Consider the following 16,370-nt stretch of genomic DNA (forward strand, 5'->3'; position numbering starts at 1 on the left):
CTGCCATGCCTGGAACCAGCTCGTCGATCAACCATGGCGCATCATGTCAATCGGACTGCGCAATTGGGCTCATAGGTTATAGCAATCAACGGTTGGTATCAGGCTTTCTGCCATGTAATTGTACTGGTCAAGTTCGGACCAGTCAAAGATGGCAGAGATTTTGCCTACATCATGAAATGGCTGAACAAGCTTGAAATTGACCTGCTGGGCAAGCTGGTCGCCATAGCCTTTCCATAAATTATCGTCGGTCCGGGCGTAAGAGGCATAAAACCTGGTTCCCGAGGCATTCAGCTTGCCACTATCCACCCGGGCAAACGTGCGGAAGGTATGGTTACTGCCAAATGTCTGTGATACGCGTCCGCCTGCCACCTCGTCAGGATCGCTGGTGCGATAGGTCAGGGCACCACCAAGGTTGGTCGTGGAAGGCGTGCTGAGCGCTCCCCCACCTTGGGAGAGTTGCATGGCAGCAATATTATCCTGAATCACCGCCTCATTGATATCGAGGCCATTATATTGCTGAAATCCCTGGTCACCCATGGGTATGCCATCAAGTGTGGCGCCGATCTGGCTCTGATTGAAGCCACGGATATAAAGCGTGTTTGCCACCGTATCGAGGCCGAACGGGTCATCTGATGCAAAGCTTACACCCGGTGTCGTATTCGCCAGCACGGCCAGTGGGCTGGTGCCGGGAACATAAATATCCATTGTCTTACGCGATACGGCCTGCTGCGACCCGTGGGAAACATTATGCGCCGTGGAAACCCTGAGCACTTCAGGCGCTGACGGCGGCACGGGCGCGCTGGTCGCGGACTGGGCAATGTGGGTACCCGCACGACCTGAAGACTTGATATGGCGTGGTTTGGATGTCGTCGTGTTATCTGCTACAGCCGGAGCCGCATAGCTGCTTTCTCCCCCTAGTCCAATAACAAGAGCGGGAATGGCAACTGCGCATGACAATGCACAAGTAAGATGATATCTGTATTGAAGTATATTCATAAACCTGCACTCCTTTTTCATGCCATGCAAGAGAAAAATAATTTCTATTTATAAAAATTCATGTCGTGCACATTCCCAACTTCAAGATGCGATTTTTACAATCCATACGCGATCGCATTGCAGAAATGGGTGCCCCAACAACCCACGGATTGCGCATGGAAACAGAAAGGATCATGACGTTACCAAATCCGAAGCGCAGCCCCCTGGCGGAACAGCAGCGAATACCGTTATTTCCAATTTCTGTTTAGGAAGAAAAAGCGCAGAGACCTCCACGATTGTGCTGGCCGGGCGATATGGGCCAACCCATTTGGCCAGCAATGCCGCATGGGTGGAAAGTTCGGCAATATCTGTTGTATAGATGGTCCAGCTTAACAGATGCTCACGTGTCAGGCCGTCAGCCTTCAGGCAGGCATCAAGCGTTGCCAACACGAATTCAATCTGCCCGGCCATATCGTCTTCACTGATGATCTGCAGGTTTTTCAGGCTGCCTCTGAGCGGCGCAACACCAGCATAGTGAACCATGTTGCCGAACTTGACTGACTGGGAAAAGCCCATGGCATCAAAAATATCCGCATCAAGGTAACCGATATCCGGCGCCGTGCGGCTAATATTGGTGCAAGTTTTCATTATTTGCTACTTTTCGCAAGATCTGCAGCCTGGGTGGAAGTCTGGCTCTTTTGCCCAATGGACGAAGTGCTGTGTACTTCATGCGGCATGTTATCACGCACGATCGTCATCGGATCTTCGAAATCACCGACATAACCCAGTGCGAAGCAGCCGGTCTGATATCCCATCAGCTTCAGAAGGTCATCAGGCAGGGTTTTCGCAATCTCGACCGGGGTTGTTAGGTACTGGTTTTCTTCCTGCCTCACCCAGCCAACGGCATAGGTAATATTGATAGCCTGACGTATTTTGTCCGATATGTTGGCACCAGCCCCATGCCAGACCTTACCCGTATAAAACAGTGCGGAACCACGGCGCATTACAGCGGGAATGGCTTCACTGGCATCGTATTTGGTGCGGTCATCCAGATGACTGCCTGGCACGACGCGGGTTGCTCCCATTTCTTCTGTATAATCAGTCATGGCCCAAAGAATATTGCACTGCACATCATAATCTGCCGGAAAAGGGAAAAAATCCCATACGATCTGGTCAAGATGGAGTGCCTGTGCAGGCGATCCTGGAAAGACGCTGATGATCTGTGTCAGATGCAGTTGGACCGCCGTAGCCTTATGCAGGAACTGCCTTGCCACCTGTGTGGCGGTATTGTTCATGACGAGTTCACGTGCCGCGGGTGAACGTGCAATCAGGGCACCTGTCCGTTTTGTGAGTTTCCCGATGAAATTATCAGCCCCATAGAGAGTGTGATCAATATAGGGCTGCATTTCCTTGGTGATCCTGTCCATCAGTTCTGGTGATGCCAGATCATCTACAATCGCGTAGCCATATTGACGCAGGGTTGCGACCACTTCTTCAGGTGTCGCCGTGGGGGGAAGGTGAATGGCTTCCATGATCGTTTCTCACTTGGGTTGTGACTGGAAACCAGCGTGCGTGTGCTGACGTGGGTTTTCAATCCATCTTTGGATCGATTTCGCAATGTAATTGTCAGCCATATTCCGCCCAAAATGAAACGGCTCTGGCGCAGGATCCTATTGGACCTGTAATGGTTTCGTGCCGGTTATCTGAGCGTTTTAAGCTCGAGACCGACGAGACAACGAATCATATGGAAGATTTTAAACGCGAAGTCGTGAGGATTGCGTTGAGCAGCGGGCTGTCACGCACGCGCATTGCGATCGACTTGGGTATTGGCAAATCCACCTGGGTGTTTAGTCCCGGGATTTGATGGGTTGGATTGACGATGAATCTTTCTGGCTCTGAAGTCCAGATCCTGCAGATGTATTCATAGGGCGTGAGGCCTTTGAGTGTCTTGAGCCTTCGCCCGAAATTATACGCGGCCATAAAGTCATTGAGGTGCGTCCTCAACTGCTCATGGCTGTCATAATGGAACCGTTTGACAGTAGCTTCCTTGATTGTGCGGTTCATTCGCGCGACCTGACCATTGGTCCACGGGTGATTGGGTTTTGTCAGGCGATGCTCGATCCCGTTGGCCTCGCAGATCATGTCGAAACGCATGGAACGTGACCATGCCGTGCCCCGGTTGCGGGGCTGCTCAGCGAACTGGATGCCGTTGTCCGTCAGGATGGTATGAACCCGATAAGGGACGATGCGCAGAAGATGTTCGAGAAACGCCCAGGCCGTTCTTCTGTTGGCTTTGTCTGCAAGTTGCACCACCGCAAGCTTGCTTGTGCGGTCTATGACGACGAAAAGGTAAAGCTTTCCTTCGGCAGTCTGAACTTCGGCAATATCGATATGGAAAAAACCAGTCGGATAGCGCTTGAAGGGCTGCCGTTTCGGCTTGTCTTCTGCGATATCAGGCAGGCGTGAAATCCCGTGACGCTGAAGACAGCGATGCAGCGCTGAGCGTGTCAGATGCGGAATGGTGGCCTGCAACGCATAAAGGCAATTGTCCAACGGCAGTAAGGTATGCCGACGGAAGGCCACGATCATCGCTTCATCCGTCGCGGACAGGACCGTTGATCGGGGCTCTTCTGGTCTTCGACAGTCTGACGCTTCCGCCATTTTGCAACTGTTTTCGGGTTGATCCCGAACGTCTTGCTCAGCGCCGCGAGCGAAGCCTCCGATCGCTGTATTGCTGCTCGCACGGCGTGCGTGGTCGTGGCGCTGCCATGACGTATCTGTCCCATAATGCTTCCTTCCACTCACGTGAAAATATCACATCATCAAATCCCGGGACTAAACAGGTAGCCACCCGGCGTGGTGCTGGGGGGACTGCTGCACCAATCTGCGCAAAATTGCGCAGGATGTCTTGAGAATGTTGATTTCCACTGAGAACTGATGGGGTGGATGCCTTCTCCTTCTCGTGACGTTATTCAACAACATCACCTTGGCACATCGCGATACCATCGGGAGCGGGCATCCACCCCATCAGCTCTCAGTGAAAATCAACACTTATATTTTCTTTTGTCTTACCTAACGGGGTTTCCCGTGTGCTTTCCGGCCAGCATCCACTGTACGATGGGGAAACTGTAGAGAAGGGCTGAAGCACCCGTGTAATCGCGCACAGGCCCTGCCGTCATGAAGAAGCTGAGCGGATGTCCGTTTTTGCCAGTAACCGCATGAAGCTTCGCATTCATGCCACCTTTGGTGCGCCCAGTCAGGCGGCCTGGATCCCCTTTTTTAGCTGCAGGCCTGAAGCCGTGCGATGTGCCTTGCGACAGGTCGCATCAACCATGACGGTCTGAGGTTCTGCCTTTCCAGCAGCCTGGCCATCCATCATTCGGATGAAGATCCCCATGGCGCCCCGGGGTTTCCAGCGGTTGTACAGTGTCTTGTGTGAGCCGTATTCCGGGCGCGCATCGCGCCAGCGCAGACTATTGCGGTTCACAAAAATGATCCCGCCAATACTCGACAGCCATCAACCCGAGAGCGGCCGCAGACGCGCCATCTGTTCGCTCATCTCCAGTCTCATCGCGGAGCCTGAATTAGATTTTCCACCTCGGATCAATGGGTCCTGAACCTCGCATTCGCAATGCTTCGCATGGACGGTTGCAGAGGATTATTTATTTAATAACTGTATCCACGTTGCACGAACAATGTGCCAGTTCAACTCTGTTATCGGGCACGCAGCTGTTATAAAAACATATTATTTCATGTTTCGATATACATTTATGCATTTTTTGTATTTATTTTTCACCTATATTTTATATCATTAATCAATAATGAGTGTCTATAATTATATAATAAATTGCCACCACGGATATATATAAATACTAAGTATAGGACAAATAACCATGCCTGTTGAGCAGATGCGTAAGAACATGTCGGAGAACGCGGGCTTCATTGCAGCCCTGGACCAGAGCGGGGGATCAACACCGGGTGCGCTGCGGCATTACGGCATACCCGACAGCGCTTACAGTACCGATTCCCAGATGTTCGCCCTCATGCATGAAATGCGGGTCCGGGTCATTACCGCTCCGGCCTTTACGGGCAAGAAGATCCTCGCCGCCATTTTGTTCGAGCAGACCATGAACGGACTGGTGAAAGACACTCCAGTCCCCGCCTATCTGTGGCAGGAAAAGGGGGTTGTCCCGTTCCTGAAGGTGGACAAGGGGCTGGAACCCGAAGCGGGCGGCGTGCAGGTGATGAAACCCATTCCCACCCTTGAAGCCATGCTGGACCAGGCGGTCAGCAAGGGCATTTACGGCACGAAGGCGCGCTCGGTCATCCGCCTGGCCGAACGCGAGGGCATTGCCGCCATCGTGAAGCAGCAGTTCACCCTGGCCGAACAGGTCGCGGCACGTGGTCTTGTACCTATCATGGAACCCGAAGTCCTGATCAAAAGCCCGGACAAGGCAGGGGCGGAAGCCCTGCTGCATGATGAACTGCACCGTGGGCTGGATGCCCTGCCGGGTGACTATCAGGTGATGATCAAGGTCTCGATCCCTGAAAAGGCCGATCTTTACCTTGACCTGATCAAACATCCGCGCGTGCAGCGCGTGGTGGCGCTGTCCGGTGGGTATCCGCGTGATGAAGCGTGTCAGCGGCTGGCGGCCAACCATGGTATGATCGCCAGCTTCTCGCGCGCGCTGCTTGAAGATCTACGTTACACCATGACGGATGCAGAATTCGATGCAGCCCTGGCAAAAGCCATCGAACAGATTTTCAAGGCATCGACGCAGAAGGGCTGATACCCGTTCTTCTTTGTCCCCGACAGAAACGGCTTCCGGTTCATTCCGAAAGCCGTTTTTTGTTCGCCTGCCGTCCCGTTTCACGCCGATGGGCGTGTGGATACCTTTCCGTCCTGTGGCATGGAACGCGCGCCCAGGTCACGCAACGGCCATCCGGCAAGCAGATGGGATTCAATATCTTCCAGCGAAACTCCCTTCGTTTCCGGCACGTAAAACAGCGTGATCACGATAAACAGCGCATTCATGCCAGCAAACAGCCAGAAGGTATGGGCTTCCCCCAATGTGTCGAGCACGCTGAGGAAGGTATTGCTGACTGCCCAGTTGGTCGCCCAGTTGGTAAAGGTGGAGCAGACAATGCCAAAGTCTCGACCACGCAGGGGCTGGATCTCGGCGCATAACGTCCAGACCAGTGGCCCGGCGCCAATGGCGAAGCCCAGCACAAACACCAGCAGCGACCCGACCATGGCGATCTGGGCCGTGGTGTCATGCCCGCCATATTCAACCAGGCCGCCTGCCAGCAGCATGCTACCTGTCATGATGGCGCAGCTGAGCAGCAGCAGCGGTCGACGGCCCCACCGGTCCACCGTCACGATCGCGACGCAGGTGGCGACAAGGTTGATCAGCCCGATCAGCGCCGTGGCCCAGCCAGCGGCGGATGCGCCGAAATCGGCGGCCTGAAAGACTTTGGGCGCATAATACATCAGCACGTTGATGCCGGTCAGCTGCTGCATGATCTGCAACACGATGCCCAACCCGACCGAGCGGCGGAAGTTGGCGTTGTTGCGGAAAAACGAAAACCCTTCCGACCGGCCCCGGGTCAGTTCCGTGGCAATATCGGATATTTCCCGGTCAGCCTGCTGCGGGCTTGGCCGCAGGTAACGCATCACCGTGCGTGCACGCAGCCTTTCCCCCCGCATCATGAGCCAGCGCGGGCTGTCAGGCAGGAACAGGCAGCCGATGAGGAAGATGGTTGCGGGCACCGTCATGAGTCCCAGCATCCACCGCCAGTGCGCGCCATTTGCGAGCATGCCGTCGGTCACATAGGACAGGAAAATGCCGCCTGTCATCATCAACTGGTAACACGCGATCATGGACCCCCGCTGCGCCACGGCCGAGACTTCGGATATGTAAAGGGGGGCCGTAAAAGCCGCGATCCCCACCGCGAAGCCAAGGAAAATCCGACCGATGATGAGAACGGCGACGGACGGGGCCAACGCGCTGATCAGGGACCCAAGCAGAAAAAGAACGGACGAACCCAGCAGCGCGCGCCTGCGACCAAAGCGGAAAGAGATTGTTCCGGCAATCAGTGACCCCACGGCCGCCGCCGCCATCATGGAGGAGACGATCCATTCCTGCATGCGTGGCGATGCATTGAAATCCGTGCCGATAAAGCGCAGCGCACCCGCGATCACCCCGGTATCCAGCCCGAACATGAGACCGGCAAGGGCCGCCAGCCCCCCCACCACAATGGCATGTCCCGTAGTTGGTGCTGCAGGGGAGGGTGCCTGACCCTGTGGGCGGGCATGTGTCATGGCGCGGGAAACCAGATCTTCTTCGGGCATGCGTGGCACCTTTTCTTTTTATTTATTGGAATGCGGCTGTTCCGCTACATGGGTGATGGGAAGGGTCCGGCCCGACCATCATGAACGGTCGGGTCATTACAGACGCTGATATGCATGCATCAATGCATGGATTGCCCCCTGCTGAACAACAGATATGAACCCGGTCGCCAACATTTTTCTGTGACCCGGATATCTAAAATTTTTATATAAATCTAAGAAGATCCTGATAACGACGATAAAGGGCCAGTCGTCAGGTCTGATACCCATCACTTTCAGCACGATGGATAGAAAAATATCTCATGGAAAGGTGTCAGGAACGGTTTATGTGAAATTCGTATTGAAGATATAAGTAACAGGATTGGATATGGCATAAGAAAAATTTTATGGATTGAATCGAATCCGTGAACGTATTTCATGTTTACATATATTATATTCATAAAATCTAAAAAACATCCGATTATGATTCTGAGTTATTTCTTCAATATGTGATCCTGCACATATTTTTGTGTACCGGAGCGATATCCGGACCTGTTTCAAGGTGTCTGGCACGGTTCGTACACCCCTGCGTTTTTGACCCCTGTTTTGTGCTTAAAATGGCGGGAAACAGCACATTTTCAGACTTTGACATATATTGTTACATTCCCATAGCAGCATATAAAAAATGTATGCCCATGCGCAGAGAGAATAAATACGTATCAAGAACTCGTGAATGAGCAAGGCTGGTATTAGGGAAAAATTGGGACTTCAATGCACGAACTGCCGCGCCGGACATGACGGCCTGTTCCATGTGAATCAACCGCAGGACTGAATCAATTACATCCAGACCTGTGGACTATATTGGGAAGATGTCTGCGCAACAGCCCCTGTACTGTCATGGATGGCAGCAGGGTAATGGATCTCGGCACAGGTATGTGACGTACGTGGCATGCAGGCATGACCGGATGGAAGCCATCCCTTCATGCAGTTCCATGTAACGCCCGTTGCGAACCGGGCTGGCCGTGACAACGGAGGACGGTTTTCATGCGTTCATTATTTCCCTGTCCCGTATGGGCGCCCGATGGTGCCGGTAATGCACGGGCGGATATTGATACCCTCTGCATCAATACAATCCGTACGCTCGCTATGGATGCGGTGCAGAAGGCCAATTCCGGCCATCCGGGCACGCCCATGGCGCTGGCTCCGCCAGCCTATGCATTGTGGCGCGAGGTCCTGAATTATGACCCCGCCAATCCGCTCTGGCCCAACCGTGACCGCTTCGTGCTGTCGATCGGTCATGCCTCCATGCTGCTGTATTCACTGATCTATCTTGCCGGGATCCGCGATGTGAAGGATGGCCGCGTACAGACGGACAGGCCTTCGCTGACCCTGGCGGATATCGAGCAGTTCCGGCAGCTCAACTCCCGCACTCCTGGCCACCCGGAATATGGCCACACCGCGGGCGTCGAGACCACGACCGGCCCGCTGGGGCAGGGCTGCGGCAACTCCGTCGGCATGGCCATTGCCCAGAAATGGCTGGCCGCGCACTTCAATAAACCCGGCTTCGACCTCTTTACCTACCACACGTACACATTCTGCGGTGATGGCGACAATATGGAAGGCGTGTCCAGTGAGGCCGCGTCCATCGCGGGCCATCTGAAGCTGGGCAACCTGACATGGATCTATGACAGCAACCATATTTCCATTGAGGGCAATACCCGCATCGCCTTTACCGAAAGCGTGCATAAACGCTTCGAGGCCTATGGCTGGCATGTGCTGGAACTCAAGGACGCCAACGATACCGGTGATTTCCGCCGCCTGCTGGCCGAAGCGAAGGCGGAAACATCCCGGCCCACGCTGATCATCGTGCATTCCATCATTGGCTGGGGTTCGCCACACAAGGCGGGAACGGCGGCAGCCCATGGTTCCCCGCTGGGTGTCGAGGAAATACGCGAAACCAAGAAATTCTACGGCTGGCCGGAAGACAGAAGCTTCTACGTGCCCGATGGCGTGCCTGAACATTTCCAGAAAGGCATCGCCACACGCGGGGCCGCCGCCAGCAGGGCATGGTATGACCTGCTGGCCCGTTACCGCACGGCGCACCCTGACCTTGCGACCGAGCTTGACCTGATCCTGGCCGGGAAGCTGCCCGAAGGCTGGGATCGCCAGATCAGTGATTTCCCTGCCGATGCCAAGGGGCTTGCCTCGCGCGCCAGTTCCGCAACCGTGCTCAATCAGGTCGCGGCCAGCTACCCATGGATGATTGGTGGGTCAGCCGACCTGTCGCCATCCACCAAGACACACCTGACATTCGATGGCGCGGGTGATTTCCAGCCGCCGCAATGGGGCGGTAGCTATGGCGGGCGCAACCTGCATTTTGGCGTGCGTGAACATGCCATGGGATCAATCTGCAACGGGCTGGCGCTGTCCTACCTGCGGCCCTACTGTTCCGGCTTCTTCATCTTTTCCGATTACATGAAGCCGCCCATCCGGCTTGCGGCGCTGATGAAGCTGCCGGTGCTGTATATCTTCACCCATGATTCCATCGGGGTGGGGGAAGATGGCCCGACCCACCAGCCGGTCGAACAACTGGCGCAACTCCGGGCCACACCGGGGGTGACCCTGATCCGCCCGGCAGACGCCAATGAGGTCGCCGAAGCCTGGCGCATCCTTGTCCCGCTGCAAGACCGTCCCACCGTTCTGGTGCTGACCCGCCAGAACCTGCCCACCATCTGCCGCAAGACCTATGCCCCGGCTTCCGGGATGGCAAAGGGTGCCTACGTGCTGGCCGACAGCAGCGGCGGTACGCCCGATATCATCCTTATGGCAACAGGCAGCGAGGTCGGGCTGATCGTGAAAGCCTTCGAACAGCTCAGGGCCGAAGGGGTCAGGGCCCGCATCGTCTCCATGCCGTCATGGGACCTGTTCGAAGCCCAGCCCCAGTCCTACCGCGACAGTGTGCTGCCGCCCGATATCACCGCCCGCGTGGCGGTGGAACAGGCAGCACGGCTTGGGTGGGAGCGGTATGTCGGCCTGCGGGGCACCACCATCGTGATGCACACATTCGGTGCCTCCGCCCCGGCGGGTGAACTGGAGGTCAAGTTCGGCTTCACGGTGGACGCCGTCCTGACCGCGGCCCGCAGGCAGCTTGCCGCCCGGCGCTGAGCGCCCGCCCAACCATAATTACGACAGGACAGCCACCACGCGCCACCAGCCGGATGGCTGCCTGCGATACATGAAGGAAACACACCATGACCGCGTATGACGCCGGCACCAGTGATGCCGCCAACCCGCTGAAACAGATGGCCCGCCTTGGTCAGTCCCCGTGGCTGGACTTCATCCAGCGTTCCTATACCGAAAGCGGCAAGCTGAAAAAGCTGGTGGAGGAAGACGGGCTGAAAGGGGTCACCTCCAACCCGTCCATCTTCCAGAAAGCCATGGGCCACGGCACCGATTACGATCCGCAGATCCGCCAGATCCTTGAACACCAGATCGTGGATGCCGGCACCCTGTATGAAACGCTTGCGATCGAGGACATCCGTGCGGCGGCGAAGGTGCTGCGCCCGGTTTATGAACAGACCGCGAAGGTCGATGGCTATGTCAGCCTTGAGGTCTCGCCCTATCTGGCACGCGATACCGACGCCACCATCGCCGAAGCACGGCGGCTGTGGCTTGCGGTGGGGGCGCCCAACCTCATGATCAAGATACCCGGCACGGATGAAGGCGCGCCCGCAGTCCAGACCGCCATTGCCGCAGGGATCAATGTCAACGTCACACTGCTGTTCTCCCTGAATGCCTACAAGAAGGTGGTGGAAGCCCATATCGCCGGGCTGGAAGACCGCCTGAGCCGTGGCGAAAGTGTGAAAGGGATCGCAAGCGTCGCCTCCTTCTTCGTCAGCCGCATCGACGTCAAGATCGATAAGGAAATCGATGATCGGGTTGCGGCAGGCGACAGGGATGCCACCGCGCTGAAGGCCCTGCGTGGCAAGGTCGCCATCGCCAACGCCAAACTGGCCTATGAATACTGGCAGGGCGTGGTGAAAAGCCCGCGCTGGCAGAAACTGGCGCAAGCGGGCGCCATGCCCCAGCGCCTGTTGTGGGCCAGCACCAGCACCAAGGACAAGACCTTCAGCGACGTGCTGTACGTGGACGGCCTGATCGGTCCGGAAACCGTCAACACCATTCCCCCCGCAACCTTTGATGACTTCCGCGATCACGGCAAGGTTGCGCAGACACTGACACAGGACGTGGCAGGCGCACACGCGGTGATCAGCGAAGCCCGGCGCCTTGGCCTTGACCTGGATGGCGTGACACGGACACTGGTGGATGAAGGGGTGCGTGGTTTCGAGGAGGCATTCGACGCCCTGCTCGGCTCGATTGCCGCCAAGCAGGCAGCGTTTCTGGGCCATAAACTTACCACGACCACGCTCAACCTGCCGGCTGACCTTGATACTGCGGTCAAGGCTGAACTGGAAACATGGCGCACGCAGGGTAACGTCCGCCGCCTGTGGGATAGGGACGCAACCCTGTGGACAGGCCGTGACGAGGCAAGCTGGCTGAAATGGCTAAGCATTGTTGATGACCAGTTGCTGGACCTGTCGAAGTTCGAGGAATTCCAGGCTGAAGTGAAGGCGCGCGGCTTCCGTGACGCGCTGCTGCTGGGCATGGGTGGATCAAGCCTTGGGCCGGAAGTCCTGTCGATGACATTTGGCAGACATGAGGGCTTCCCGCGCCTGTATGTGCTCGACAGCACCGATCCGCAGCAGATCAGGGATTTTCAGGACAGGATCGACATCGGCAAAACGCTGTTCATCGTTTCGTCCAAATCCGGCGGCACGCTGGAGCCGAATATCCTCAAGGCCTATTTCTTCGATCAGGCCAAAAAGGTGCTGGGCGACAAGGCCGGTTCGCACTTCATCACCGTAACCGATCCCGGCTCGCACATGGAAGACGTGGCGAAGAAGGACAGGTTCTGGAAAATCTTCTACGGCAACAAACAGATCGGTGGCCGCTACTCCGTGCTGTCCGATTTCGGCATGGTGCCCGCAGCCATCGCTGGCCTGCCGCTGAAGCGGCTGCTGGATTCCGCGCTGCGGGGTGAGAAATCCTGCGCCGCATCGGTCCCGCCCGCGCAGAACCCCGGCGTGGTGCTGGGCAGTGTGCTTGGCGTGGCCGCGCGCAATTTCGGCCGGGACAAGGTCACGCTGCTGGCCTCGCCTGCCATATGCGACATGGGCGCGTGGCTGGAACAGCTTCTGGCGGAATCAACGGGCAAGGATGGCCGCGGCCTGATCCCCATTGATGGGGAAACCGCCGGGCCCGCATCCGTTTATGGCAAGGACCGCGTGTTCATCTACCTGCGCCTGGGTGAAAAACCGTGTGAGAAGCAGGATGAAGCATTCAAGAAGCTGATCGCGGCGGGTGAGCCGGTTGTAACAATCGAACTGCATGACCGTTACCAGATTGCCGAGGAATTCTTCCGCTGGGAATTCGCGACCGCCGTTGCCGGTTCAATCATCGGCATCAATGCCTTCAACCAGCCTGATGTCGAGGCATCGAAGATCGAGACGAAAAAGATCACCAATGCCTATAACGAAACCGGCAGGCTGCCGCCGTATGAACCGTTCGCGAAAGACGGCTGCTTTGCCTTCTATGCCGACCCCAAAAATGCTTCAGCCCTGAAGGACGGCACGACGGAAGCAATCCTGAAGGCCCATTTTGCCCGGGGCAGGGCGGGCGATTATGTCGCCCTGCTGGCCTATATCGACCGCGACACGGCCACGCGCGAATGGCTTCAGCAGGTGCGGCTGTCGGTGCGTGATGGCCTGAAGCTGGCTACTGCTGCTGAATTCGGGCCGCGTTTCCAGCATTCTACCGGCCAGGCGTACAAGGGTGGGCCCAACACGGGCGTCTTCGTGCAGATCACGTGTGATGACGCCGTAAACCTGCCGGTGCCGGGGGAGAAATATACCTTCAGCATCGTAAAGGAAGCACAGGCCCGTGGGGATCTGGAAGTGCTGGGCGAACGCGGCCGCCGCGCCCTGCGCGTGCATATCCACGGCGACCTGAAATCCGGGCTTGAGAAACTGGCGCAGGCCATCAAGGCCGCCGTCTGATCGTGCGGCGAAACAGCCCCGTCATGACCAGCAGGAATGGCGGGGCCTCTTTTTCATCAGCCCGAACGCGGGCTGAAGCGCAGGGCACGTCCCTGCCACGGGAGCAGTAAAAATCATGCAGATTGGGATAGTAGGACTGGGCAAAATGGGGGGCAACATTGCCATCCGCCTGACACGTCACGGGCACGATGTGGTGCTTTATGACCGTACGCCCGCCGTGATGTCCAGGGTTGCGGAACGGGCCGAGGCCGGAAAGACCATTGCGTCATCCGGGCTGAAGGACATGGTGTCCAGACTGACCGCCAAGCGGCGGATCATCTGGCTCATGCTGCCCGCAGGCGAAGTCACCGAAGCAGCCGTTCAGGAGCTGGGTGGCCTGCTGGGCAAGGGTGATATCCTGATTGATGGCGGCAATTCCTTCTACAAGGACGATATCCGGCGGGCTGCGGAACTGGCGAAGAAGGGCATTCACTATGTCGATGTCGGCACATCAGGCGGCGTGTGGGGGCTGGAACGCGGCTACTGCATGATGTATGGCGGCACGAAGGATGCCACCGACCATATCGACCCCATCCTGTCAGCCCTAGCACCCGGAATTGGCGATATTCCCCGCACGCCGAACCGCGACAAACCCGGTTTCGACCCGCGTGCAGAACAGGGCTATCTGCATTGCGGGCCTGCGGGGGCCGGCCATTTTGTAAAGATGGTCCATAACGGCATCGAATACGGCATCATGCAGGCCTTTGCCGAGGGCTTCCATGTCATGAAGTCCAAGAACGCGACCGAACTGCCTGAAAACCAGCGTTTCGATCTGAACATGGCTGATATTGCCGAAGTGTGGCGGCGTGGCAGCGTGGTGTCATCGTGGCTGCTCGACCTTTCGGCGCGCGCGCTGGCGGGCAACCCGGACCTGTCCAATTACAAGGGCGACGTGGCGGATTCCGGTGAAGGCCGCTGGACCATCGAGGCCGCGATTGAAGAAGCCGTTCCCGTTCCAGTCATGACGGAAGCCCTGTTCACGCGTTTCCGTTCCCGCACCGGCAACAACTTTGCCGAGAAGATGCTGTCTGCCATGCGTTTCGGCTTTGGTGGTCATATCGAAGGCACGAACAACTGATCTCGCGCGCCTGATAACCCACCCGGCAGGCCAGACCATGCTGGCACCATAACGACCACGGGCGGCCTGTTCGGGTTTTAACGCTGAAAAAGTTCAGGGAGAAGCAAGATGGAGAGCATTGTCGCATCCGCGTCCTCGCAGATTGACGACACCAGGCATGAAAATGTGCCGCGTCGCGGGCCACCAGGGGTCTTTGTCATATTTGGCGGGGGCGGGGACCTGACGCACCGCCTTCTTGTGCCGGCACTCTACAACCTGGCCAGTGCGGGGCTGCTGGACAGCCATTTCTCCATCATTGTGGTGGACCGGGCCGATGTCTCGGCTGCCGACCTGCGCCAGAGCTTTCATGATTCACTGGAAAATTTCGTAACCAGTCGCGGGACCGAAGCCGTCACCCTGCATGATGATGTATGGAAGCGCCTGTCCGACAACATCGACTATGTGCGCGGCGCGTTTGAGGAGACGGCGACATACGATGCCCTTGCCCGGAAAATCGGCAACCAGAACTGTATTTTCTACCTTGCGGTGGCCGCCCGTTTCTTTGGCACGATCGTGGACCAGCTTGGCGTATCCGGTCTTGCGAAGGAAAGCGGGAAGGCCTTTCGCCGTGTCATCATCGAAAAGCCCTTTGGTAGCGACCTGCAATCCGCCATCGCGCTGAATGAGCGACTGCTGCGCACGCTTGGTGAAAGCCAGATTTACCGGATCGACCACTATCTGGGCAAGGAAACGGTGCAGAACATCCTTGCCCTGCGCTTCTCCAACGGTTTTTTCGAGCCTTTGTGGAACCGCGACAATATCGACCATGTGCAGATTACGGCAGCCGAGACGGTGGGCGTGGAGCAGCGCGCCCGGTTTTATGAAAGCACGGGGGCCGTGCGTGACATGGTGCCCAACCATGTCATGCAGCTTCTGGCCATGACGGCGATGGAAGCGCCCATTTCATTCGATGCCGATGCGGTGCGTGATGAAAAGACCAAGGTGCTCAAGGCCATCCATGCCGTGCAGCATCATGATGTGGTGCGCGGCCAGTATGCGGCAGGCAGCATCAAGGAGCAGCCTGTCGTGGGCTATCGTGAGGAACCTGGCGTCGACCCGCATTCCCATACCGAAACCTATGTTGCGATGAAACTCATGATCGACAACTGGCGCTGGGCGGGGGTGCCGTTCTATGTGCGCACCGGCAAGCGCCTGGCCGCGCGCAAGACGGAAATCGCGGTGCATTTCAAGTCAGCCCCCTATGCCCTGTTCCGCGATACGCCGGTGGACAAGCTGACGCCAAACATCATGCTGCTGCATATCCAGCCGACTGAAGGCGTGACGCTGCAGTTTTCCGCCAAGATCCCCGGTCCCACGGTGCATCTGGGTGGGGTGCGCATGAAGTTCGACTATTCCGAATGGTTCCACGAAGGGCCAAGTACCGGCTACGAGACGCTGCTGTATGACTGTATGATAGGCGACGCGACCCTGTTCCAGCGCGCGGACAATATCGAGGCAGGATGGCGCGTGGTCCAGCCTGTTCTGGACTGGATGCACGCCCCCGCGGGACTGGATTTCTACGCGGCTGGCAGCGAGGGACCGAAAGCTGCCGATGACCTGCTGGCCCGCGATCACCGGCACTGGCTGAAAATCGGGTCCTGACCGAACCCGACGCGCACCCAAAAATTGACTGATATAACGCTGACAGGAGGACACTGCTGTGTTTGACCCCGAAATACGTCTTGTACTGGCCGACGTGGATGGCACACTGGTCACGAAGGACAAGATCCTGACCCCACGCGCCATCCGCGCGGTCGAACGCCTGCGCGAGCGGGGCATTCTGTTCACCATTACC

10 protein-coding genes and 2 pseudogenes are annotated in these 16,370 nt (G+C 57.1%); 6 read left to right on the forward strand and 6 right to left on the reverse strand.

Features of this window, described 5'->3' with window-relative positions:
• Window positions 1–69: 69 nt before the first annotated feature.
• From CDI09_RS16205 to CDI09_RS18705, 5 genes and pseudogenes are all read right to left on the reverse strand, one after another.
• Window positions 70–996 (reverse strand): TonB-dependent receptor plug domain-containing protein, encoded by a 927-nt coding sequence (locus tag CDI09_RS16205; protein ID WP_078527236.1) that lies wholly within the window; start codon window positions 994–996, stop codon window positions 70–72.
• 171 nt (window positions 997–1,167) lie between these two features.
• Window positions 1,168–1,623 (reverse strand): RidA family protein, encoded by a 456-nt coding sequence (locus CDI09_RS16210; protein WP_078527238.1) that lies wholly within the window; start codon window positions 1,621–1,623, stop codon window positions 1,168–1,170.
• Entirely contained in the window at window positions 1,623–2,507 is an 885-nt protein-coding gene (locus CDI09_RS16215; RefSeq protein WP_205836620.1) for a phytanoyl-CoA dioxygenase family protein, read from the reverse strand. Before CDI09_RS16215 ends, CDI09_RS16210 begins: the two co-directional genes overlap by 1 nt.
• Before the next feature lie 313 nt (window positions 2,508–2,820).
• A pseudogene (locus CDI09_RS16220) lies at window positions 2,821–3,761 on the reverse strand (IS481 family transposase); the annotation flags it as partial.
• A 306-nt stretch (window positions 3,762–4,067) separates the two neighbouring features.
• Window positions 4,068–4,509, reverse strand: a pseudogene (locus CDI09_RS18705) (IS5/IS1182 family transposase); the annotation flags it as partial.
• A gap of 359 nt (window positions 4,510–4,868) precedes the next feature.
• On the opposite strand from CDI09_RS18705, the gene CDI09_RS16235 reads away from it, so the two are divergent.
• Window positions 4,869–5,765 (forward strand): fructose bisphosphate aldolase, encoded by an 897-nt coding sequence (locus tag CDI09_RS16235; RefSeq protein WP_078527240.1) that lies wholly within the window; start codon window positions 4,869–4,871, stop codon window positions 5,763–5,765.
• 80 nt (window positions 5,766–5,845) lie between these two features.
• On the opposite strand, the gene CDI09_RS16240 is transcribed toward CDI09_RS16235, so the two are convergent.
• Window positions 5,846–7,327 (reverse strand): sugar porter family MFS transporter, encoded by a 1,482-nt coding sequence (locus CDI09_RS16240; protein ID WP_078527242.1) that lies wholly within the window; start codon window positions 7,325–7,327, stop codon window positions 5,846–5,848.
• 1,020 nt (window positions 7,328–8,347) lie between these two features.
• Here CDI09_RS16240 and tkt point away from each other — a divergent pair.
• From tkt to CDI09_RS16265, 5 genes are all read left to right on the forward strand, one after another.
• A complete protein-coding gene (gene tkt, locus CDI09_RS16245) occupies window positions 8,348–10,468 on the forward strand; it encodes a transketolase (protein ID WP_078527246.1) in 2,121 nt (706 codons plus the stop codon).
• An 86-nt stretch (window positions 10,469–10,554) separates the two neighbouring features.
• Window positions 10,555–13,419: a bifunctional transaldolase/phosoglucose isomerase gene (locus CDI09_RS16250; RefSeq protein WP_078527248.1), complete on the forward strand. Its 2,865-nt coding sequence runs from the start codon at window positions 10,555–10,557 to the stop codon at window positions 13,417–13,419.
• Window positions 13,420–13,534: 115 nt separating this feature from the next.
• On the forward strand, window positions 13,535–14,536 hold the full coding sequence (gnd, locus tag CDI09_RS16255; protein WP_078527249.1) for a phosphogluconate dehydrogenase (NAD(+)-dependent, decarboxylating): 1,002 nt from the start codon (window positions 13,535–13,537) through the stop codon (window positions 14,534–14,536).
• A gap of 108 nt (window positions 14,537–14,644) precedes the next feature.
• Window positions 14,645–16,177 (forward strand): glucose-6-phosphate dehydrogenase, encoded by a 1,533-nt coding sequence (zwf, locus tag CDI09_RS16260; protein ID WP_078527251.1) that lies wholly within the window; start codon window positions 14,645–14,647, stop codon window positions 16,175–16,177.
• A gap of 58 nt (window positions 16,178–16,235) precedes the next feature.
• Window positions 16,236–16,370: HAD family hydrolase (locus tag CDI09_RS16265; protein ID WP_170120510.1), on the forward strand; the 135-nt coding region annotated here is incomplete at its 3' end.

It is taken from the genome of Komagataeibacter nataicola (genome assembly GCF_003207795.1).
Taxonomy (GTDB): Bacteria; Pseudomonadota; Alphaproteobacteria; order Acetobacterales; family Acetobacteraceae; genus Komagataeibacter; species Komagataeibacter nataicola.

Excerpts from the sequence above, each read along its gene's own strand:
- CDI09_RS16240 (WP_078527242.1), bottom strand. The coding sequence starts at position 7,327 with ATGCCCGAAGAAGATCTGGTTTCCCGCGCCATGACACATGCCCGCCCA.
- CDI09_RS16235 (WP_078527240.1), top strand. The coding sequence starts at position 4,869 with ATGCCTGTTGAGCAGATGCGTAAGAACATGTCGGAGAACGCGGGCTTC.
- CDI09_RS16205 (WP_078527236.1), bottom strand. The coding sequence starts at position 996 with ATGAATATACTTCAATACAGATATCATCTTACTTGTGCATTGTCATGC.
- CDI09_RS16215 (WP_205836620.1), bottom strand. The coding sequence starts at position 2,507 with ATGGAAGCCATTCACCTTCCCCCCACGGCGACACCTGAAGAAGTGGTC.
- zwf (WP_078527251.1), top strand. The coding sequence starts at position 14,645 with ATGGAGAGCATTGTCGCATCCGCGTCCTCGCAGATTGACGACACCAGG.
- tkt (WP_078527246.1), top strand. The coding sequence starts at position 8,348 with ATGCGTTCATTATTTCCCTGTCCCGTATGGGCGCCCGATGGTGCCGGT.
- CDI09_RS16250 (WP_078527248.1), top strand. The coding sequence starts at position 10,555 with ATGACCGCGTATGACGCCGGCACCAGTGATGCCGCCAACCCGCTGAAA.
- gnd (WP_078527249.1), top strand. The coding sequence starts at position 13,535 with ATGCAGATTGGGATAGTAGGACTGGGCAAAATGGGGGGCAACATTGCC.
- CDI09_RS16210 (WP_078527238.1), bottom strand. The coding sequence starts at position 1,623 with ATGAAAACTTGCACCAATATTAGCCGCACGGCGCCGGATATCGGTTAC.